Here is a 21,088-nt window from a genome sequence, read left to right as displayed (position 1 = left end):
TGGCTGAGACACCGCGCGACGCGCGGTGTCTCAGCCGCAATATGGTGTCTCGGGCCAGGGGGGCGGGGGCACGCGCACCCGCCGGGCGTCAGGAGGCGTAGGCGACGGCGAGGCGGCGGAGGCCCTCGTCGATCGACACGGCCGGTGACCACGCCAGCGCCCGGCGGGTGTCGCGCTGGTCGAACCAGTGCGCGGTGGAGAGCTGCTCGGCGAGGAACCGGGTCATCGGAGGCTCATCCGCGCCGGGTTTGATCGCCCATGCCCGCTCGATGACCGAGCCGGCGGTGCGCCCGAGCCACGCCGGGATGCTGAGCCGCGGGGGTTTCACACCCGCGGCGATGCAGATGCCCGCCAGGAGGTCGCCCACCGGGCGCGGCTCACCGTTGGTCAGGACGAATGCGCGGCCCCCGGCCTCCTCCGCCCGCTCGAGGGCGGCGGCGATCCCGCTGGCGGCGTTGTCGATGTAGGTGGTGTCGATGAGGGCGGTGCCGCCGTTGAGGAGCGGCAGTCGCCCTGCTCGTGCCCGCTCCACGATGCGTGCGATCAGCTGGGTGTCGCCGGGACCCCACACGAGGTGGGGCCGCACCGCCACGACGCGCATCGACGGCGAATCGCGTCCCAGCGCGATGAGCTCCGCCTTCGCCTTCGTCCGCGCGTAGTCCCCCCGGGCGCGGAGCGGATCGGCCGGCTCGGCGCCGACACCCGCGAGCGCGGCACCGGCATACGCGACCGAGGGGGAGGAGACCTGCACGAACCGTGACGCTCCGGCCTGTTCGGCCCCGTCGAGGAGGGCTCGCGTACCCGCCACGTTGACCTCGTCGAACTCGTCCCTCGCTCCTGCGAGCGAGACCTTCGCGGCAAGGTGCACGACACCCTCCACCCCGTCGATGGCACGCTCGATGTCGGCGGGCGTCGTGATGGAACCCAGGATGTCGGTCGCTCCATCCACACCCGACGGGCGCCGTTGCAGCGTGCGCACGCTGTGACCGGCGGCGACGAGTTCGGTGGTGACCGCGCGTCCGAGGAAGCCCGACGCCCCGGTGACGAGGACGATCACGGGGCCGCCGGCCTTCCACCGGCGAGGATGCGCTCGGCCCACCCGGACAGTTTCGAACGGTCGATCTTCGAGTTGTGCCGGATGTCGGTGGGGAGGTGCGGCACGGCGAGGACAGCGACCAGCGGCGTGCGGGTGCTTCCGCGCACGGCGGCGGTGAGGCCGGGGTCGGCGAGAGTCGCCCGCTTCGTCGGCGGGATCGTCTCGACGACCGCGACGGCCTGCCGCAGCCCGTGCGGGCCGACGCCCACGACAGCCGCCCGGCGCACCGCATCCACGCGTTCGACCTCCTGCTCGGGCCCGACGGGGGCGAGAGGACCGTCCTCGGTGACGAGGACGTGCGGCATCCGTCCCTCCACCCACAGGCGGCCGTGCTCGTCCAGGTGGCCCACGTCGCCCGTCCGATGCCAGCGCGCCCCCGGCTCGAAGGGGTCGAGTCCCTCGGTTCCCCGGGTGGCTTCACGGTCGGTGAGCCACAGGCGGTCGTAATGGTCTTTGAGGTGGGGTGCCGAGACGACGATCTCGCCGAGCACGCCGGGCTCCGCCGTCGGAGTGCCCGTCGCGCGGCCGTCCGCGTCCAGTGCGCTCACCAGCACTCGGTTGGCGCCGATCGGCACGCCCACGCACACGCCCGCGTCCGGAGCCTGCGCGGCATCGTGCACGGCGTCGAGGGTCACATCGGTGACGAGCAGGCACTCCGTCATCCCGTACGGCGTGTGCGGGGTCGCATTCGGCATGAGCTCGGCGGCGGACTCCAGCAGGCGCGGGCTGATCGGTGCGCCGGTGGAGAGGAATGTGTGGACGCCTGCGAGCGCCGCGCGATCTTCTTCCGTGAGGGCGTCCGCCGTCGCCACCACGTTGAGGACGGCGGCGGGGGAGAGGAAGACGATGCCCGCACCTGACTCGCGCACGGCTGCGGCCACCGCGCTCGCGGTGAGCGTACGCGGTGAAGAGACGTCCATCTGCGGGGTGACCGACCGCGTTCCCAGGGCGGGGCCCAGCAGTGCGAACGGCGCGAACCCCGTCACCAGGCCCGTCTGCTGCGTCACGCCGAAATGATCGGCGAGCACGTCGCGCAGTGCGGACAGCTGCCCGTGCGTGTAGGCGACCCCCTTCGCCGGTCCCGTGGACCCCGACGTGAACAGGATGGCCGCCTCATCGCCGGGTCCGGGGGGTTCGGGGAGGGGCTCGCCGGTGCCCTGGGCCAGGATGTCGCTCAGACTGCAGGTGACCCCCAGCGCCGCGGATGCCGCCTTCGGCAGTCGCGCGGCCGAGATCCGCACGCCCGGCCACCCCAGCGCGCGGGCGGCGGTGAGCCCCAGCGTTTCCCCGATGATGAAATCGGGCCACGATCCGCGGACGGCGCGCGTCAGGCCCCGGATGCCGAGGCCCGCGTCGGCGACCACGATGACGGCGCCGATCCGCAGGCACGCGTAGACGACGGCCGAGAGCGTGGGGCCCGGGGGGACGAGGAGCGACACGCGGTCGCCCTTGCGGACACCGATGCGGTGAAGGCCCGCCGCCAGGCGCCGGACTCGATCGTCCAGCTGTCGCCAGGTCACCCGCCGGGTGGCGCCGGAGCGCGTGGGAGACATGTCCACGATGGCCGTCTCGTCGTCGGCACGACGCTGCTGGAGGCCATGCCAGATCGGGGTGAAGCCCGATCCGTCGGGATCCGTGGCGGTCACCGGACGCGCCGGTGCGGTCGCACCGGGGGAGGTGAGCCGATCGCCGTGCTCGCGCAGCCACGTCAGCACGGCCTCCGCGTAGGGGCGGTCCTCGGCGACGAGGTGGCTCGCGCCCTCGAACCGGTGGACGTCGGCATGCGGCAGCCGGTCGAGGAGGTCGTCGAGGTAGCGGTCACTGAAGATCGGATCCTCGGGGCCCCACAGCAGGAGCGCCGGCACGTCCAGTTCGGCGACGCCGGCGGCGATCCGCTCGAGTTCGGGATGGCTCGGGTGCCGGCCGTCGGCGGGGATGTCGGCGACGAAGCCGCCGATCGCGCGACGCCGGGTGGCCGAGCCGTAGGGCGTCCGGTAGGCACGCCGGGTCGCCGCATCCACTGCCGGTGTGGCCAGGGCGAGCGTCGTGTCCAGGAATGCGGTGGTGGCCACCGTCGAGGCGGCGAGGACTCCGCGCGCACCGGCGAGCCGCAGGGGTGCGGGAATCGGGACGCCGTCCGGATGGTGGACGGCGGTGTTGAGCAGCACCACCCCTGCGAGCGATTCCGGGTGGTCGATCGCCCAGCCGGCGGACACCACTCCGCCCCAGTCGTGTCCGAGCGTGACGACGGGCGTGTCCAGGCCGAGCGCCGCCGTGAAGGCGCCGAGGTCGGCCACGCGCTGTGCGAGCGGCCGATCCTCGTCGGTGCGGTCGGAGAATCCCATGTCGAGCTGGTCGACGGCCACGACCCGCCATGCCGGCTCTCCGCGCTCGGCCGCGTGCACCGACTGCGTGAGGAGGGCACGCCAGAGGTAGGACCAGGTCGGATTCCCGTGCACGGCGAGGATGGTGCCGACGACGCGGACGCCGAGTCGCGTCAGCTCGGCACCGGTGTCGAGGCAGTGCCACTCGCGCACGACGCCGTGGTCGACGCCCACGCCGGGCACCGCGACGATCCGGCTGAAGCCCGCATCGAGGCCGGGGAGGCCCGGCGGGGGCAGTGTGGCGCGGGCGGTCACCAGGCCAGTTCCATCATGGCCGTGTTGAGGCCGGAGCCGACGCCCATGAGCAGCACCCGGTCGCCCCGCGCCAGGGTCGCCTGCTCCTCGGCGAGGGTGATGGGGATCGAAGCCGGTCCGACGTTTCCGTACTTCGGGAAGGTCACGGGCATGCGGGAGCGGTCCAACTTCGCCGCTTTCACGATGGCGTTGGTGTGTACGGAGGACACCTGGTGGGTGATGTACCGGTCCATCGACGACCAGTTCCACGGGCCCGACGCTTCCTTCCAGGCGGAGACCACGAGATCGAGTCCGCCCTTGAGGAGTGCCTTCGCGTCGGTGAACATGCCGTCGACGCTGCCGACGCACAGATCGTGGAACTGGGTCGCCGCGCGGGTGACCCCGCCGAGGATGCGGTGCCCGCCGGGGTGCTCGTCCGTGCGACCGAGGACCGCGGCGGCCGCGCCCGAGCCGAGGGTGAGTGAGGCGAATTCGCTCATGAAGCTGGATCGGCCGATGTCCGCGCCCGACAGGCGGCGGATCGTGTTGGCCTGGATCTCATCCGCGTCCTCACCGTTGACGACGATGGCGTAGCGGATCTGACCGGACTGGATCATGTTCGCCGCCAGGCTCATACCGCTGACGAACCCCAGGCACGCGTTGGCGACGTCGAAGTTGATCGCGGAACTGGGCAGCCCCAGCCCGTGGTGCAGGCGCACCGCCACGGACGGCTCGAGGTGCTTGCGCGAGACGGACGTGTTGATCAGCAGGCCGACGTCGGACGGGTCGACTCCGACCTCGGCCAGTGCCCGCCGTCCCGCCGCGACCGTGGCCTCGTCGGAGGACTCTCCGGGCGCCCAGTTGCGACGTTCGAGTACCCCGGCGACGCGCTCGAGCAGGCCCCCCGGCAGTTTCAGTCGCCGCAGTGCCGGGGAGAGACGATCTTCGATCTCCTCGGATGTCGTCACTCGCCCAGGCAGTGTGCTCGCCACCGACAGCAGCGAGACATTGTCAAAGCGAGTGGTCGCATTTCCGGCCACGAAACCTCCGTCGGACGCGCCCATCTGGCTCGGTCATCAAGAGCGCAATTTTACGCCCCGCGCATCCATGTGGATGACCCACAGCGCAGAAGCGGGACAGCGGGTATCCTTGCCCGCGCACGGGAGGGTCGGGAACAATGAAACGATGGCGCAAACGAGGGTGACTCCCCCCTGCATCCCATCCCTCCTCCGCAGCGGATCAGCGCGCAGGTGAGGGTCAACTTCAGCAGGTACCAGGAAATCGCCGACACGCTGACTCGCCACGGTCTGGGTTTCCTCGCCGGCGCGACAGGCGTGGCCAGGTGGGTGCCCGCCCGTCGCCGTCGCGACGTGCCCCACCCGCAGACCCGGTCGTACACGGTGCCGCAGCGGGTGCGCGTCGCCCTCGAGGAGCTCGGCCCGACCTTCGTCAAGCTGGGCCAGCTGCTCTCGACTCGTCCAGACCTGTTGCCGCCCGCCTACATCATGGAGCTGTCGAAGCTGCAGGATGCGGCGCCGCCGGTGCCCGCGGCCGATATCCGCGACGCCATCCAGCGCGAGCTCGGAGCCGAGCCCGAGGACCTGTTCGCGGAGTTCGAGTGGACACCGCTCGCGTCGGCGTCGATCGGGCAGGTGCACGCGGCGCGGCTGGACGGCACCTCGGTGGTGGTGAAAGTGCGCCGCCCCGATGCCGTGCGGCAGGTGCAGGAAGACCTGGAGATCCTCAACAGCCTCGCCGCGCGCGTGGACCGCGCGTGGGCGCCGGCGCGGGCGTACGACATCCGTGGAATCGTCCGGGAGTTCTCCCGGACGCTGCGTGCCGAGTTGGACTACCACCGCGAGGCTCAGAACGCGGAGCGGTTCGCCGCCCAGTTCGCCGACCGGCCCGACGTCGTGATCCCGCGCGTCTTCTGGGAGAGGACCACCTCACGCGTCCTGACGCTGGAGCGGATGACGGGCATCAAGATCAACGATCTCGCTGCCCTCGACGCCGCTGGTGTCGACCGGCGCGCTCTCGCGCGCAGCGGGGCCGACATCGTGCTGAGCATGATCTTCGAGCACCGCTTCTTCCACGCCGATCCGCACCCCGGCAATCTCTTCGTGCACCCGGACGGGCGCATCGCCCTCATCGACTTCGGCATGGTCGGGGAGATCGGCGAGGAGCTTCGCGATCGGTTCGCAGACTTCCTCATCGCCTTCACGCTGCGCAACCCCGATGCGCTGGCCGACGCGCTGGAAGGCGTCTCGGTGACGCGCGGCGACGTGGACCGCTACGCCTTCCGGGAGGCGCTGAGATCGTTCGTTTCGCTGTACTCCGACCGCTCCCTCACCGAGGTGGGCTTCGCCCGGCTGGCGAGCGAGCTCCTCGCCCTGCTCCGCGAGCAACGGCTGCAGCTGCCCCGTGAAGTGGCGCTGATCTTCAAGGTCCTCATGATGATGGAGGGCATCGGCGTCCAGCTCGACCCGCAGTTCGACCTGACCGCCGTGCTGACGCCGTACGCGCGACGCCTGGTGCGCGAGCGGTTCGCCCCGGCCGCGATCGCCAACCGGATCGCGCGTGCCTCCGCCGACGCCGGCACCCTCGCCCTGGAGCTGCCCACGCGCCTGCGGCGGGTGATCGACACGGTGGACCGCAACGGGCTCGAGGTGCACCTGCGGGCGGCGGAGCTGGAGCCGCTCGTCGGCCGCGCCGAGCGGATCGGGAACCGGCTGGTCGCCGGCGTCATCACCGCTGCGCTGATCAACGCCGTCGGCCAGTTCATCGCCCGAGACAGCCGGTGGCGTTCACGGCAGAGCGCGCTCGTGGGCGCGGGAGTGACCGTCGCCACGACGCTGAGCGGGTACCTGCTGTGGACCGCGCGACGGCGTTCCGGGCCGAACTGACCCGGAACGCCGGACACTGCTCAGCCTGGCCGGGCCGGTCGCCCCCTCACGCGGCGGCGAAGGCGCGGCGCAGGACCGGCGCCGTGGCCCGCGTGCTGAGCCACACCACGACGACGCCGGCGCCGATGACCGTGGCGATGGTCAGGAGCGACACCGGGGCGGTGATCAGCGCCATGCCCAGCAGCGGGAAGATCAGCACGCCCGCGCACACGGCCGAACCGATCGCCGTGATCAGGAGCGGGCTCATGATCGCCCCGCGGCGGGCGCGCTCGACGGTCTCGACGGGCATGCCCAGGCGGTGGAGGCTGCGGTGCAGCTCCTGCCGGTCCAGGATCTCGGCGGCCTGGTTCACGCCGACGGATGCCGCCACCATGAGGAACGACGCGACCAGGGTGATGATCACACCCGTGCGGATGTCGGCGGCCAATTGGAGGTCCTCGCGCGATCCGGTGCCCATGACCTCGAGGGCTGCCACCGCGCTGCCGGCGAAGACGGCGATGAAGCTGGCCATCGCGATGCCGCTCACCTGCCGCCAGGCCGCCTTGGGCGACTCGAGCACCGTGCGCGCCGACAGCAGCTGATCCGGACGATCCGCGCGCCGGAGCCTCCGGCGCGCCTGGATCCCGAGGACCCACGGACCGATCACGTTGAGCACGGCGAACGCGATCGCGAAGACGACCGTGAGCACGATGATGGTCGGCAGCATCTCGGCGGCCGAGGGCACGAGCGAGATGAGCACGAACGCCGCGACGAGCGCGAGCACCGTGATGACCGCGCGCATCCAATGCGGCTTGGCCACGACCGCGCGCGTGCGCACGCCGAGCGGGGAGATCACGACCTTGCGCAGGCCGATCGCGGCGCTGCCTGCGGCCAGGAGCACGATGCCGGCGAGGATCGCGAGGGTCGTGGGCACCGGCACGAAGACCGCCCCCGCTCCCAGGGCCGCGCCGCGGAAGGGGATGAGGCCCACCAGTGGCACGAGCACGATGTGGAGCACCAGGCCCGCCAGGGCGCCGACGGCGGCGAGGATGGCCGACTCGACCACGGTCGCCAGAACGACACCGGCGGGGGTGACTCCCAGGAGGCGGAGGGTGGACAGGCGCTCGTCGCGGCGACGGGCCGACAGCCGCGCGGCGGCACCGCCCAGGGTCAGGAGCGGCACGACGAGCAGGACCAGGGCGATCGCGGCGAGGGCGTGGTAGATCGGCGCCTCCGGGTCGTCCCACCCCCAGAACGACTGCGCGCCGCCGATGACGGTGAGCACGAGCGCGCTGACGGTGGCGAAGGCGATGATGGGGAGGACCAGCACATCGTTCTGCCCGGGCGTCGGCCGCAGCAGCAGGGTCAGGACGCGCGGGTTCATGCCGACACCCCCTCGGTGATGAGCCGGCCGTCGCGCACGGAGATCGTGCGTGCGCAGCGGGCCGCCACATCGGCGTCATGCGTCACGACCACGAGAGTGCGCCCCTGCTGGGTCGTCGCCCACAGCAGTGCGTCCATGACCTCACCCGATGTGCGCGAGTCCAGCGCCCCGGTCGGCTCATCGGCGAACACGACTTCCGCGCCCGTGACCTGGGCGCGCGCGATCGCGACCCGCTGGGCCTGCCCGCCGGACAGTTCGCCGATCCGGCGGCCCTCCATGCCGCCCAGGCCCAGGGCGGCGAGCCAGGATGCGGCGCGCTCGGTCGATTCGGCCCGCCCGACTCCCGTGATCATGAGAGCCAGCGCGACGTTCTCGACCGCGGTGAGTTCGGGCATCAGGAGCCCCTGCTGGAAGACGAAGCCGAAGTTGTCACGGCGCAGTTTCGACCGCCCGGTCTCGCCGAGGGCGGTGACCTGCACGGCCGCGCCGTTGGCCGGGGTGAAGGTCACCTCGCCCTGGTCGGGGGTGGTGATGCCGGCAAGGACATGCAGAAGGGTGGTCTTGCCCGAGCCGGACGCCCCCATGACGGCGACGGATTCCCCGCGACGGATGGTGAGGTCGACTCCGGCCAGGGCGGTGGTGGGTCCGAAGGTCTTGACGAGTCGGGTGGCCTGTAGCACTGAGGAGGTCATGCTTACAGCCTCGTCAGCGGCGGAGCCCCCGTCGTCGCCCGCAGGAATGAGGTCTGCCGCCGCGGGTCATCCTGCAGGCTGACGCTCGCATCGGCGGGCGCCACAGCGATGCAGGGTCAGGAGTCCTGCGGCACCTCGTCCTGCAGGGGGAGCGCGGCCATGGCCCGCAGGCCTTCGGTGGCAGGCCCGGGAAGCAGGGGGATCGCCTGCCGGAGGCGCCGGGGGAGGCGGGGCAGCAGACGCGCCACCTGCGTGCCCAGGGCGACCTCGACGCGCGAGCGGGGGACGAGCGAGGTCAGCAGCGCCGGCCCGATGGCGCGCGTCTTCGGGATGACATCGCCGAGCGCCTGGGCGTACCGGGCGTACGCGACGCGGTGGTCTCCGGCGGCGGCGGCGAGCTCGCGGGCGAGGATGTAGGCGGCGGTGGTGGCGAGGCTCGTTCCGCCGCCCACCCCGGAGCCGGGCGCGTATCCGGCGTCGCCGACGAGCGCGACACGGCCCTGAGTGTACGCATCCATCCGGATCTGGCTGACGGAGTCGAAGTAGAGGTTCTCGCTGCGGCTGACGTAGTCGAGCAGTCTGGGCACTTCCCAACCGCTGGTGGCGTACGCCGCACGCAGCAGGCGCTTGTGCCGGCTCGCGTCGCGGTAGTCGTAGTCGAGTTCCCGGGTGCTGCGGAACATGAAGACGGCGCGCACATCGCCGGTCTGCCTCACCGGGTACATCACGACGGTGCGGTCGACATCCCGGTAGTTCAGGATGCGGCCCTCCAGCCCGAGGAAGTTGGGGACGGAGCAGATGGCGATGTAGCCCCCGAGGTAGTGGCGGAAGTGCGATTCGTCTCCGAAGGCCAACCGCCGCACGCGCGAGTGCAGGCCGTCGGCGCCGATCACCAGGTCGAATCGACGTGGCGCGCCGTGCTCGAAGGAGACCGCGATGCCGTCGGCGTCCTCCGCCATCGCCGCGATGGAATCGCCGAGGAGGTACTCCACGTCGCTGCCGACGGCGTCGTTGAGCAGCCACGTGAGGTCATCGCGCGGGATCTCGACCGACCGCTCGGTGAGGGTCGTGGTCAGATCGCCCACCTGCATCTGCACCGACGGCTTTCCCGGACGGATCAGGGATGCCACCGTGTTGCCCGTCCGTGCCGCCTCGATGGCGGGCAGGATGCCCATCTGCTCCACGACATCCACCGCCGACCCCCACAGGTCCACGGCATGCCCTCCGCTTCGCCGGATCGCGGGCGCCCGCTCGATCACCGTGGGTTCGAACCCGTGGCGCGTGAGCCAGTACGCCAGCACGGGCCCCGCGACCCCTGCCCCGGATATCAGCACCTTGGCGTTGCGGATCATCGGCATTTGCTCCTTCCGGATCGATCAGCCGTCGCCCGGCAGGTCGCCCGTCGCGCCGACGCCCTCCGACGCCCTGGCCGGCATGCGGCCACGCACGTACCGCCGGATGTCCTCCGCCCCGCCGCGCGCGGCGATGTAGCCGTCGGGGCGGACGAGTACGAGTGTCGGGCCGGTGATCTCGTATGCCGCCGACACCTCCGCCGTCTCCGGCATCCGGACGACCGGGGCGAGGAGGCCGCCGGTGATCGGCTCTCGCGCCGACGCGGCATCCGTCCCGAAGTCCAGCAGGGTGAAACCGACCGGGTCGAGCAGATCATGGATGCGGCGGCCGCCGGCGTCGGCGTCCGGGGCCCGGTCTCCGACCGCCGCGCGGCCGGCCGGTGCGGCGCCTCTGGCGTCGTGGTAGGAGACGTCGAGCTGGGAGACGGCACGCGTGAGGACGCGCTGGGTGTGGGGACGGCCGAGGACCCGAGGGGCGACCGTGCGTCGCGCGGCCAGCGCGATGGGGTTGTGCAGCAGCGTCATCCGCGTGACGGCCCGTGTGCCCCTCACGAGCCGCGCAGCCACGGGGGCGCGCTCGGCTTCGTAGCTGTCGAGCAGCTGGGGGTGCGCATCGCCGTGGATGACGCCGGCGAGCTTCCACGCCAGGTTGACCGCGTCCTGGATGCCGGTGTTCAGGCCCTGCGCGCCGATCACGGAGTGGATGTGTGCGGCGTCGCCGGCCAGGAACACGCGGCCGGCGCGATGGGCGGCAGCGCGACGCTGGTTGATGCGGAACCGGCCCGATTCGCGCACCTCCACGATCCGCGGGCGCCCCGGCACGATCCTGTCCAACGCGGCCTGCAGGTCGTCGGTCGGAACGCTGCCGCGTTCCCATCGCTCTTCGCCGGCGGGCCGCGCGATCGCGACCCGGTGCCAGCCGCCGATCATGGGGAAGAACGCGGCGAACCGTCCACGGTTCAGGAAGGCGAAGAACTCCGTCGGCGGCCGATCCCAGTCCACGCGCAGGTCGGCCACGGCGAAGTGCTCGTCGAACGCGGTGCCGAGGAATCCGATGTCCAGCAGTGCGCGCACGGTGCTGTGCGCACCGTCGGCCCCGATGACCCACGGATAGGTGCGCGCTTCGGCGGGGCCCTGAGCATGGGTCACCGTGGCCGTGACGCCATCGATACTGGGGGTGAGGGCGGTCAGTTCGCACTCGCGTTCGACCGCCACCCCCCACTCGGCCAGGGCCTGCGCGAGGACGTCTTCGACCTCGTTCTGGGGCACCATCAGCAGGAAGGGGTATGCCGTCGGCAGGCCCCCGAAATCCGCGCGGAGGATGCGGCGGCCCTCGCTGAAGATGTTGAAGCGGTCGGCCATCAGCCCGCGTGCCAGGAGCTCGTCGGTGATGCCGGTGCGTGCGAGCAGCTCCAGCGTGCGGGCCTGCACGCCCAGCGCCCGGGTCTGCGTGTTCGCGGTCCGTGCCCGGTCGATGATCCGGACCCGGATGCCGCGCCGCGCCAGCTCGAGCGCTGCCGTGAGCCCCGTGGGGCCCGCGCCGACGACCAGGACGTCCGCATCCATCCGGTCTCCTCTCGCCCGTGGGCTGTGCTCCGGATGCGGCGAACGTAGCCGATCGGCTCGACCCGGCGCCCGTGTACGAACTGCCATCCTGCGTCGGGAGGGTGCCGACCGCCCGAACAATTAGCCGACACGTTGTCGGTAAGCTGGTGCACATGGAGATCCTCAAGAACGTCGTCCTGGCCCTGCACATCATCGGTGTCGCCGCCCTGCTCGGTGGTGTGCTCTACCAGATCGGCGCCATGCGCCAGGGGAAGGCCCGCGTGCTGCCCGCGATGATGCACGGTGCGTGGACCATGCTCGTCACGGGCATCGTGCTGGTCGGTCTGCAGTACCCGCTGGGCAACGAGGTGAACAACGTCAAGATCAGCGTCAAGCTCGCCGTCCTCGTGGCGATCATCGTGATCGCGCTCATCCAGCGCAGGCGTGAGAGCGTCGCCACCTGGGTGCTGCCGGCGATCGGCGGCCTCACGGTGCTCAACGTCGTGCTCGCCACCGTCTGGAAGTAGCGCGCAGCGAGCATAATTGCGTGATGCCGAAGATCTCCGCGCCCACCGTCGCCGAGCATCGCGCAGCGCAGCGCGCCGCTCTCGTCCGTGCCGGAGAGACCCTCCTGGCCGAGTCCGGCCTCGGGGGAGTGTCGCCGCGCAGTGTGTGCGAGCGCGCGGGGATGTCGCGGTCGAGCTTCTACGACTACTTCCCCTCGCTGGATGACCTGCTCGTCGCGATCGCGATCGACGCGATCGAGCGGTGGGATGCGGAGATCGACGAAGCGCTGGTGAGGGTCGAGCCGGGCCTGGACGAACTCCGCGCCTTCGTGGACGCCACGATGGCCATGACCGCCGACGGCAAGCACGCCATCGCGGGTGCGCTGCGGGAGGCCGACCTCAGCCCGAGCCGGTTCGACGACCTCATGGCGCTGCATGACGCCCTCATGCGACCGCTGGTCCGGGTGCTGGGGCATCTGAACGTGCCGAACCCGCCTACAGCGGCCGTCCTCGCGCAGGGCGTGCTCGGCGCGGGCATCCAGCTGGTCTCGCACGGAACCGATCACCGTGAGGTGGCGCGCGACGTCTTCGGTCTTCTCACGAGAGGGCTCATGGGCTGAGCGGGCGTGCGGTGATTTTGCCGCACGAAGTTTTGGTGACAGACTGTCGGGATCATACCGACAGCCTGTCGGTAAATCTCACACGGAAAGCCCTCATGTTCCTCGCTTTGCGCGAACTGCGGTTCGCCCGCGGTCGCTTCGCCCTCATGGGCATCGTGATCGCCCTCATATCCGTCCTCGTCGTCCTCCTCTCCGGGCTCTCCTCGGGTCTCGTGAACGACGGCGTCTCCGGCCTGAAGGCCATGCCCGCCACCGCTTTCGCCTTCGATGAAGGCGCGATGAAAGACAACGCCTTCAGTCGTTCGGTCGTCGACGACGAGCAGCTGTCGGTCTGGCAGGACGCCGAGGGCATCGCCGAGGCGGAGCCGATGGGCGTCAACATCGTCAACGGCGTGACCGACGATTACACTCAGATCGACCTCACCCTCTTCGGCGTCGAGCCTGCCGGATTCCTCACGCCGCCGGTCTCCGCCGGCGAGGAACTCGGCCGGGTGGACGGCATCATCGTGTCGGAGCCGCTCCGCGAGGAGGGCATCGACATCGGGACCGTGGTCACCCTGGACCGCCTGGACGTCGAGCTGACCGTCGTCGGTTTCACCGAGGGGCAGGCGACCTTCGGCCACGTGGACGTCGCGTACCTCCCGATCGACACGTGGCGCCTCATGGCCGCCGGGACGTCAGAGCCGGGCGCCCCGACCGCCGCGCAGCTGGACGCGCTGGACTTCCCGTTCGCCAGCGTCGTGGCGCTGCTGGCAGAGGACGACGTCGCGCCCGATTTCGCCGGCATCGATGAGGCGGCCTCGACCACGACGATGACCCTCACGGAGGCGTTCAACGCCTCGCCCGGATATGAGGCCGAGACCCTCACGCTCAGCATGATCCAGGTCTTCCTCTACGCCATCTGCGCCCTGGTCGTCGGTGCGTTCTTCACGGTCTGGACCATCCAGCGCAGCCACGACCTCGCCGTGCTGCGGGCGACCGGAGCATCCAGCCGCTACCTCCTGCGCGACAGCCTGGTGCAGGCCGCCATCCTTCTGGTCGGTTTCACGGCGCTCGGCGTCGCGGCGGGAGTCGGGATGGGTGCGGCGATGCCGGACGCCATGCCCTTCGACCTCGAGGTCGCCCCCATCGCCGTCGCCTCCGCTCTCACCATCGGGCTCGGCCTGCTGGGTGCGGCGATCGCCGTGCTCCGCATCACCCGAATCGACCCGCTTCGCGCCCTGGGAGGTCAGCGATGAATTCCGTAACCACACCCGTCCTGGATGTCTCGGGCGCAGTCCTCGAACTCGGCGACGGCGATTCCCGCGTGCGCGCCCTGGACGACGTGTCGTTCACCGTGATGCCCGGCGAGTTCGTCGCGATCGTCGGTCCCTCCGGATCGGGCAAGTCGTCCCTGCTCGCCGTGGCCGGCGCGCTGGCGCGGCCCGATCGGGGCACCGTCCGCGTGCACGGCACCGAGCTCGGCACGCTCTCCAAGAGTGCCGCCACCCGGTTCCGTCTTCGCAACATCGGGTTCGTCTTCCAGTCGGGGAACCTGCTCCCCTCCCTCACCGCGGCCGACCAGCTCCGCCTCGCCGGGCGGCTCGCCGGTAACCGGAAGGTCGATCCCGCCGGGCTGCTGGACTCGGTGGGGATGGCGCACCGTGCCGGGCATCGCCCGGGTCAGCTCTCCGGCGGCGAACGTCAGCGCGTGGGCATCGCCCGGGCCCTCGTGAACGAGCCCACGCTGCTCCTGGTCGACGAGCCGACCGCGGCGCTCGATCGCCGCCGCAGCCACGAAGTGGTCGAGCTGCTGGCCGAGCGTGCGCACGCGTCCGATGTCGCCGTGGTCATGGTCACTCACGACCGCGACGTCCTGGAGCACTGCGACCGCGTCCTGGAGATGGTGGACGGGCGGCTCGGCGTGCCGGCGCTGGCCGGGTAGAACCGGCTGCTCCGGCGGCGTGCTCGACGCGTGCGGGGTCTGGCCGGTGCGATAACCCGATTCGCGCGAGATTTCCAGCCCCCCTCCGCACGCAGGTGCGCGCCGTATTCTCGCCGCAGGAGGCCACGGCCTCGACGATCGAGATGGAAGGAGCCCGCTATGGGACTCGACGACAAGATCAAGAATGCTGCCGAAGACCTCTCCGGTAAGGCCAAGGAGGGCACCGGCAAGGCGACCGACGACGAGAAGCTGGAAGCGGAGGGCAAGGGCGACCAGACTCGCGCGAGCCTGAAGAAGGCCGGCGAGAACGTCAAGGACGCCTTCAAGTAAGTCCTCACCCGCCGACCGGGATGTGTTCCGGTCGCACACAGCGCCCCGGCGCCGGTACTCTCCGGCGCCGGGGCGCTCTTTCGTGCGTCGCCGGATCCATCTCGCACCCCTCCTCCGTCGTATGCACGCTGGAGCGGCCACGTCAACCCGCACGACAAGACGGCGCATCCCCCCGTAGACCGGTAAGCCAGCCCGATCCCCCGATCGGAAGTGAGAGGAAGACATGTCGAATATGTATGGAGGAGAGCCTGCCGTCACGTCGACCGCCGAGCCTCAGTCGGGCAAGGTGGAGACGGCCAAGAGCGAAGCGGGCGAGGTCGCCGGGTCGGCCAAGGCAGAAGCCGGTCACGTCGTCGAGACGGCCAAGTCGGAGGCGGCTGCCGTCGCCGGCGAGGCGAAGACCCAGGTCAAGGACCTGTATGCGCAGACTCAGCGCGAACTCAAGGACCAGGCTGCGACACAGCAGCAGCGCGTGGCCGAGGGGCTGCGGTCGGTCGGTGACGAACTGGGCGCGATGGCGCAGCGCTCCGAAACTCCCGGCGTGGCCACCGACATCGTGTCGCAGGTCTCCACGCGACTGGAGGACGTCGCATCCTGGATCGGCGACCGCGATCCGGGATCGCTGCTCAACGAGGTGAAGAGCTACGCCCGCCGGAAGCCCGGAACCTTCATCGCTGTCGCAGCTCTCGCAGGGCTGGCCGCGGGTCGCCTCACGCGGGCGCTCGCCGAGCAGGCCTCGGATGAGAAGAGCAGCGCCCCGCAGCAGCCTCGGTCTCAGGGGGCCGTCGTGGACGCGGCACCGGCCGCGACGATGGGAGCGGGGAACGTCACCACCGCCCCGCCCGTCATCGGCGGAGCAACCCCCGGCACCGGCGTTCCCGCCGGAACGCCGGTCTACGACCAGGTCCGCGCAGTCGGCGACGGTCCCGGTCACGGTGGAGGGAGCACGGATGTCCGATCCGACACCGTCTGAGCAGAAGGCCGCGACCACCTCGCTCGGCGAGCTGCTCGGGGAGGTCACGAGCGACCTGTCCACGCTCATGCGTCAGGAGCTCGAGCTGGCCAAGGCCGAGCTCCGGCAGTCCGCCACCCGCGCCGGCAAGGGCGCAGGGATGCTGGGGGGCGCCGCCTATGCGGCGTTGATGGCGATCTTCTTCCTGTCGGTCGCACTGTGGTGGGCGCTGGCCTACCTGGTGGGATTCGGCTGGTCGGCCGTCATCGTCGCCGTCCTGTGGGGCGTCATCGCCCTCGTGCTGTACCTGAGCGGACGCTCTCAACTGAAGAAGACCGAGGGTGTGCCGCAGACCGTGGACACGCTCAAGCGCATCCCCGACGCCGTGAAGAGAAATGAGGAGAACCGATGAGCGATTCACCGGAAGCAATCCGCGCGAACATCGACCGCACGCGTGAGGAGCTGGGCCTTGACGTCGACGCGCTCGCCGACAAGGTCACCCCATCGAAGATCGCCCAGCGGCAGACCGACAAGATGATGGGAAGATTCGGATCGCTGCGTGATCGCGTGATGGGTGCGGCGGATGACGCAGGGTCGTCGGTGCAGGGTGCCGGCTCCGGCGCGGTGTCCAGCGTCTCCGACGCGGGACGGACGGCGGTGTCCAAGGCTCAGGGCAACCCCCTCGCCGTCGGGCTGGTCGCCTTCGGTGTGGGCCTGGTCGTGGCCTCCCTCATTCCGGCTTCGCAGAAGGAGAAGGACGCCGCTGGGGCGATCAAGGAGCAGGCTCAGCCGCTCATGGATCAGGCCTCCGGCGCCGTGAAGGAGATGGGCGAGCACCTGAAGGAGCCCGCTCAGGAGGCCGTGGCGGCCGTGAAGGACTCCGCGACCGGAGCCGCATCCACGGTCAAGGAAGAGGCGACCTCCTCCGCAGACACCGTCACCGAGCGCGCCCGTGAGGCGCGCGACACGGTCGGCGACAGCGCCTGATCACTCAGGGGATGCGGCGGGGCATCACGCCGCATCCCCTGAGCTCTGCTGCCGCCAGCCCCTGACATCGCGCTCGCCCACGGTGAAGTGGGGCCGGTTCAGAACGGTGGCGGGTCTCCGTCGGGGATGAACATCACCCGGGGTGGTGGTTCGTCGGTGTAGGTCTTGCCCAGCGGGCTGGTGAACTCGACCGTGCCATTCGGCAACTGGCGGACGGTCCATTCCGTTTCTGTTTTCAGGGTGTGGTGTCGGGTGCAGAAGTGGGCGAGGTTGGTGAGCGCGGTCGGTCCGCCGTCGTGGTGCTCGTGGTTGTGGTCGATCTGGCACCGGTGGGCGGGTTGTCGGCATCCGAATCCGCGGCAGTGTTGATCGCGAGCCTGCAGGTACCGGCGTTGGTCGGTGCCGGGGGTGTACCGGTCGACTTCGAGGACGGTCCCGGTGATCGGGTGGCAGAGGATCCGGTCCCATCCGGGTGCGGTGCCGGCGAGGTGTCGGGCGGTGTCGGGGTCGATCGGGACCTGCCCGTGCAGGCTGGCGCCAGCATCGGTCTTGCCGAGCAGAGTGAGCACCGGGACCACGACCTGCACGTGGGCGTGGATGGCGCCGAGCCCGCCGGGGAGCTGTTCCCCGGTGGTGGGGTCGATCGCCGGGGTGCCGGTGAGCAGCATGTCGGCCGCGACGTCGGCGCCGATCTGGACCAGGGTGCGCGTGTCGTCGACGACCGGCTGATCTTCGTCCTCGGTGGCCGGATCGGCGGCGGCTTCCGCGCGCCGTGTGCGTTCGATGTTCGCGGCATCCCGGATGGCGCGCGCCTGCCGACGGATCCGGTCCCGGATCCCGTACGCCACCGCCGCCGGCAGCCGCAGCTGCAGGAGCGCCATCCCGTCATCCAGGTCGAGAACCGACACACCCCGGGTTTCGGCGGCTCTGGCGTGCCGGATGGTCATCCCCTCCGGGTTGACCGCTTCGGCCAGCTGCCGGGCGTACGCCTTCGTCCGCCCCGGTGCCTGCCGTGCGGCGTAGTCCAGGACAGTCTCCTCCCATGCGGCGCGGACCTGATCGTCCACGATCGGCAGCCCCGTTTCGAGGATGACGTCGACGTGTCGCTTCGAGATCCGCGCGTCCGCCAACGCGGTCACGGTCGCGGCGAACTTGCTGACGAGGGTGTGCGCGTCGCCGAGTTCTCGCTGCGCGGTGATGTCGTGCACGTGCGTGGCGAACGCGACCTCCGCGGCGAGGGAGCGCATCGGCATCTCCCGCTCCCGTGAGTCCCGCGACCCGATCCGTGCCACCTGCCCGGTGGCCACCTCGGCCAGGGCGGCGAGGGAGCGGATCCGCTCTGCCTGCGCCTTCGCCACAGCCGCGTCGGCATCCTGCAACCCGGCGAGACCGGCGCGCATGCGGGACGCGTCCGCTGCGGTGGTTTCACCAGGCCAGGGGCTGTATTCCATACCCTCAAGCTAGCCAGGGCCACCGACATTGAGCGCCGTTCTATCGGGCACTGAAGACACCCTGTGGATAAGTCGTATCCGCACCATCCTGGGGAGGAACCGACGCGTCGATCGACGCCTATCGTGCCTGCTCACCGCCGGCGCAAGGAGTGCGCAGACAGGCATCGACAGGTGGGCGCCGGGCCTGGTCAGGCCTGCGCCACCGACCCGCGGGGCCGAAGAGGCATCGCGATCCGCTCCACCCGTGGCGTGGTGTCAGCGCCTTCCAGGAGCACCTCGATCGCCCGCTGCCCGAGCTCGTGGTGGGGGATGGCGAACGTCGTCAGACCGGGACGGAGCCACCCGGCGAGCTGATGATCGTCGAACGAGACGATGGAGAAGTCCTGCGGGATCGACAGTCCGGCCTCGGCGATCGCCTGGTAGGCGCCGAAGGCGAGCCGGTCGTTGAACGTGATGAGCGCGCCGCCACGCACTCCGGATGCCACGAGCTCCGAGGTCGCCCGCCAGCCGTCTTCGGGGAGCCAGACCTGGCAGAGGCGCCCGGTCGCCGGGGTGATCCCCTCCTCGTCGAGAGCGGCCAGGATGCCCGCGAGGCGCTCACGCGCAGCGACGCTCTGACCGGGAACGTCGTGCGTGGACGGGCCGGCCCCGATCAGGTGGATACGCCGGTGCCCCGCCGACAGCAGCGTCTGCGCGGCCGCCCGCCCGGCGGCGTACTCGTCGGGTACGACGGAGGCAGCCGAGGCCGGCGGCTCGGGGAGGGCGTTCAGGAGAACCGAGGGGCGGTGACGCAGGGCCGCGGGCAGCGGGCGCTCGCGCGTGAACATCGACGCGATGACGAAGCCGTCCACTTGCCGATCGAGCATCGCCTCGACGAGGCGCTCCTCCTCACGGGCGTCGCCCTCCGTCTCACCGATGAACAGCATGTATCCATTGCGGTGGGCGTGGTCGAGTGCCCCCTTGATCATGTCGCCGGCCAGTTGCGAGGTGGCCACGGTGTCCGAGATGAAGCCCATGGTCCGGCTCAAGCCGCTGCGCAGCCCTGCGGAGACGACGTTGGGGCGATACCCCAACTCGGACGCGACCAGGCGCACGCGGGCCTGTGCCGCAGGGGAGATGCGCAGTTCGTCACCGCGCTCGCTCAGCACGAGCGAGGCTGTCGTGCGGGAGACCCCTGCGGCGCGCGCCACATCGGCGAGCGTGACTCGTCTGTGACTCACTTGGCCCTCCGCTCTGCGAAGATCCTAGCCGCGCACAACGAGCAGGCCGTGTCTCCCATTTCCGTTGACACGCGATGCGCGGCGGGGCATGATGGCCGTGCTAACGCGGTTTAGCACAATGCTCCCGCGTGCCGTCCCACGTCGAAAGGGAGACATCGGTGTCTCAGTCACAGCGTTCTCAGTCACGCAATCTCCTCGCAACGGGCATCTTCCTCGTCACGGCCTTCGCAGTCACCGCGTGCGCCCCGCCCGGCGGCGACGCCCCTGCTCCGGAGGGCTCCTCGGGCCCCGTGTTCGGGGGAGGTGAACCGACGTGTGGAGAAGAGGACGTCGTCCTCAACATGTACGCGGAGACGGGTTTCCCGCTTCCGATCGAACTCGCCGACGAGTTCACCCGGCAGTACCCCAACGTGACCTTCGAGACCCGCGAGGACCAGTTCGCGGTGCTGACGCAGAACGCCCCGCGCGTCCTCCGAGACTCCCCACCCGACCTCATGCGCCTTCCGCAGATGTCCGAGCTTGCCGAGGGCGGCCTGCTTCTCGACCTCGACCCCTACGCCGAGGTGTTCGGGTGGACGCAGTGGCCCGAATCGCAGCTGGAGCAGCTGCGCGTGGACGAGGACGGGCGCCGCGGGGACGGCCCGCTGTACGCCATGGGCCTCAACTTCTCGATGACCGGCGTCTTCTACAACAAGGAGCTCGCCGCCCAGATCGGGATGAGCGAGGCGCCCGCCACGCTCGAGGAGTTCGACGGGTATCTGAAGGCGGCGAAGGACGCCGGCCTGACCCCCATGGCGCAGTTCAACGGCGGTGCGACGGGCGGCCTTCTCTTCCCGCTGCAGGGCCTCATGGCCTCGTACGGTGAGACCGCGCCGATCAACGACTGGATCTACCAGAAGCCGGACGCGACGATCGACACGCCCGACAACCTCGCCGCCGCCGAGCACCTGCAGCGCTGGGTCGATGCCGGGTACTTCGCACCCGACATCAACTCGATGGACTACTCCCAGATGATGAGCCGGTTCATCGGCGGGGAGAGCGTGTTCATCTTCAGCGGCGACTGGGAGTCGGGCAACCTCGACACGCAGATGCCGGACAACGCCGGGTTCTTCCTGGTGCCGCCGCTCGAGGCGGACGGCCCACAGGGGGCGATGTCGGCGCCGCTGACGTACGGCATCTCGGCGTTCGCCGAGAACCCGGACTGCGCCGCGTTCTTCCTCGATTGGGTCGCCACGAACGAGGAGGCGCGCACGATCACGGTGGAGGTCGGCGGATCGCATCCCATGGGTCCGGCCGACGCCTTCATGCCGGAGGTGGCAGCGGGTTCCGTCACCGAGGCCACGCTGGCCGCCGGCGACGTCATCAACGAGAAGGACGGCGCCATGGACTTCATCGCCAACGCGACCGGAGCCATCTACGCCCAGAGCTGGACGCCCAACGTGCAGCGGCTCGTCGCCGGAGAGCAGGATTCGGCCGGACTGCTGTCGGCCGTGCAGTCGGACTACGAGACCGAAGTCGCCGACTGACGG

The 21,088-nt window shown here is 70.6% G+C and carries 19 protein-coding genes; 10 read left to right on the top strand and 9 right to left on the bottom strand.

The window, feature by feature from the left end; translation table 11 throughout:
- Positions 1–88 precede the first annotated feature (88 nt).
- From F6J85_RS14995 to F6J85_RS14985, 3 genes are read right to left on the bottom strand one after another with little or no spacing between them, the layout of a single operon-like run.
- The gene (locus tag F6J85_RS14995) at positions 89–1,057 is read right to left on the bottom strand and encodes an NAD-dependent epimerase/dehydratase family protein (RefSeq protein ID WP_150927488.1); all 969 of its coding nucleotides are present in this window, start codon (positions 1,055–1,057) and stop codon (positions 89–91) included.
- Positions 1,054–3,738, bottom strand: coding sequence for an alpha/beta fold hydrolase (locus tag F6J85_RS14990; RefSeq protein WP_420846148.1), 2,685 nt, complete (start codon positions 3,736–3,738; stop codon positions 1,054–1,056). Before F6J85_RS14990 ends, F6J85_RS14995 begins: the two co-directional genes overlap by 4 nt.
- Positions 3,732–4,754 carry a 3-oxoacyl-ACP synthase III gene (locus F6J85_RS14985; protein WP_420846093.1) on the bottom strand — a complete coding sequence of 341 codons (1,023 nt, stop codon included), beginning with the start codon at positions 4,752–4,754 and terminating at the stop codon, positions 3,732–3,734. The genes F6J85_RS14990 and F6J85_RS14985 overlap by 7 nt, the downstream gene beginning before the upstream one ends.
- A gap of 210 nt (positions 4,755–4,964) precedes the next feature.
- Here F6J85_RS14985 and F6J85_RS14980 point away from each other — a divergent pair, with 210 nt between their 5' ends.
- Positions 4,965–6,617 (top strand): ABC1 kinase family protein, encoded by a 1,653-nt coding sequence (locus tag F6J85_RS14980; protein WP_150926243.1) that lies wholly within the window; start codon positions 4,965–4,967, stop codon positions 6,615–6,617.
- Between the two features lie 46 nt (positions 6,618–6,663).
- Here the strand turns inward: F6J85_RS14980 and F6J85_RS14975 are convergent, their stop codons facing one another.
- The 4 genes from F6J85_RS14975 to F6J85_RS14960 form a co-directional block, all read right to left on the bottom strand.
- On the bottom strand, positions 6,664–7,980 hold the full coding sequence (locus F6J85_RS14975; protein ID WP_150926242.1) for an FtsX-like permease family protein: 1,317 nt from the start codon (positions 7,978–7,980) through the stop codon (positions 6,664–6,666).
- Positions 7,977–8,672 (bottom strand): ABC transporter ATP-binding protein, encoded by a 696-nt coding sequence (locus tag F6J85_RS14970; protein ID WP_150926240.1) that lies wholly within the window; start codon positions 8,670–8,672, stop codon positions 7,977–7,979. The genes F6J85_RS14975 and F6J85_RS14970 overlap by 4 nt, the downstream gene beginning before the upstream one ends.
- A gap of 116 nt (positions 8,673–8,788) precedes the next feature.
- Positions 8,789–10,024, bottom strand: coding sequence for an FAD-dependent monooxygenase (locus tag F6J85_RS14965; protein ID WP_150926238.1), 1,236 nt, complete (start codon positions 10,022–10,024; stop codon positions 8,789–8,791).
- 24 nt (positions 10,025–10,048) lie between these two features.
- Entirely contained in the window at positions 10,049–11,590 is a 1,542-nt protein-coding gene (locus F6J85_RS14960) for an FAD-dependent oxidoreductase (RefSeq protein ID WP_191906635.1), read from the bottom strand.
- 152 nt (positions 11,591–11,742) lie between these two features.
- On the opposite strand from F6J85_RS14960, the gene F6J85_RS14955 reads away from it, so the two are divergent.
- The 8 genes from F6J85_RS14955 (at position 11,743) to F6J85_RS14920 (ending at position 16,888) form a co-directional block, all read left to right on the top strand.
- Positions 11,743–12,096, top strand: a complete 354-nt coding sequence (locus F6J85_RS14955) for a hypothetical protein (RefSeq protein WP_150926234.1) — start codon at positions 11,743–11,745, stop codon at positions 12,094–12,096.
- A 23-nt stretch (positions 12,097–12,119) separates the two neighbouring features.
- Positions 12,120–12,695, top strand: a complete 576-nt coding sequence (locus F6J85_RS14950; RefSeq protein WP_150926232.1) for a TetR/AcrR family transcriptional regulator — start codon at positions 12,120–12,122, stop codon at positions 12,693–12,695.
- Positions 12,696–12,790: 95 nt separating this feature from the next.
- Positions 12,791–13,933, top strand: a complete 1,143-nt coding sequence (locus F6J85_RS14945; protein WP_150926230.1) for an ABC transporter permease — start codon at positions 12,791–12,793, stop codon at positions 13,931–13,933.
- Positions 13,930–14,619: an ABC transporter ATP-binding protein gene (locus tag F6J85_RS14940; RefSeq protein ID WP_150926228.1), complete on the top strand. Its 690-nt coding sequence runs from the start codon at positions 13,930–13,932 to the stop codon at positions 14,617–14,619. The genes F6J85_RS14945 and F6J85_RS14940 overlap by 4 nt, the downstream gene beginning before the upstream one ends.
- A gap of 159 nt (positions 14,620–14,778) precedes the next feature.
- Complete coding sequence (locus tag F6J85_RS14935) at positions 14,779–14,949, top strand: CsbD family protein (RefSeq protein WP_135069030.1); 171 nt, start codon at positions 14,779–14,781, stop codon at positions 14,947–14,949.
- 223 nt (positions 14,950–15,172) lie between these two features.
- A complete protein-coding gene (locus F6J85_RS14930; protein ID WP_150926227.1) occupies positions 15,173–15,922 on the top strand; it encodes a hypothetical protein in 750 nt (249 codons plus the stop codon).
- A complete protein-coding gene (locus F6J85_RS14925; RefSeq protein WP_150919718.1) occupies positions 15,900–16,313 on the top strand; it encodes a phage holin family protein in 414 nt (137 codons plus the stop codon). The genes F6J85_RS14930 and F6J85_RS14925 overlap by 23 nt, the downstream gene beginning before the upstream one ends.
- A complete protein-coding gene (locus F6J85_RS14920; protein ID WP_150919719.1) occupies positions 16,310–16,888 on the top strand; it encodes a DUF3618 domain-containing protein in 579 nt (192 codons plus the stop codon). The genes F6J85_RS14925 and F6J85_RS14920 overlap by 4 nt, the downstream gene beginning before the upstream one ends.
- Positions 16,889–16,986: 98 nt before the next feature.
- Here F6J85_RS14920 and F6J85_RS14915 read toward each other — a convergent pair whose 3' ends face one another.
- Both F6J85_RS14915 and F6J85_RS14910 read right to left on the bottom strand, forming a co-directional pair.
- Entirely contained in the window at positions 16,987–18,288 is a 1,302-nt protein-coding gene (locus tag F6J85_RS14915) for an HNH endonuclease signature motif containing protein (RefSeq protein ID WP_191906634.1), read from the bottom strand.
- Between the two features lie 239 nt (positions 18,289–18,527).
- Positions 18,528–19,559, bottom strand: coding sequence for a LacI family DNA-binding transcriptional regulator (locus F6J85_RS14910; RefSeq protein WP_150926223.1), 1,032 nt, complete (start codon positions 19,557–19,559; stop codon positions 18,528–18,530).
- Between the two features lie 158 nt (positions 19,560–19,717).
- On the opposite strand from F6J85_RS14910, the gene F6J85_RS14905 reads away from it, so the two are divergent.
- Positions 19,718–21,085 (top strand): ABC transporter substrate-binding protein, encoded by a 1,368-nt coding sequence (locus F6J85_RS14905; RefSeq protein WP_150926221.1) that lies wholly within the window; start codon positions 19,718–19,720, stop codon positions 21,083–21,085.
- Positions 21,086–21,088: the final 3 nt, after the last annotated feature.

This window comes from Microbacterium lushaniae, from assembly GCF_008727775.1.
Lineage (GTDB): Bacteria > Actinomycetota > Actinomycetes > Actinomycetales > Microbacteriaceae > Microbacterium > Microbacterium lushaniae.
This window is presented reverse-complemented; position numbering and strand designations above follow the sequence as displayed.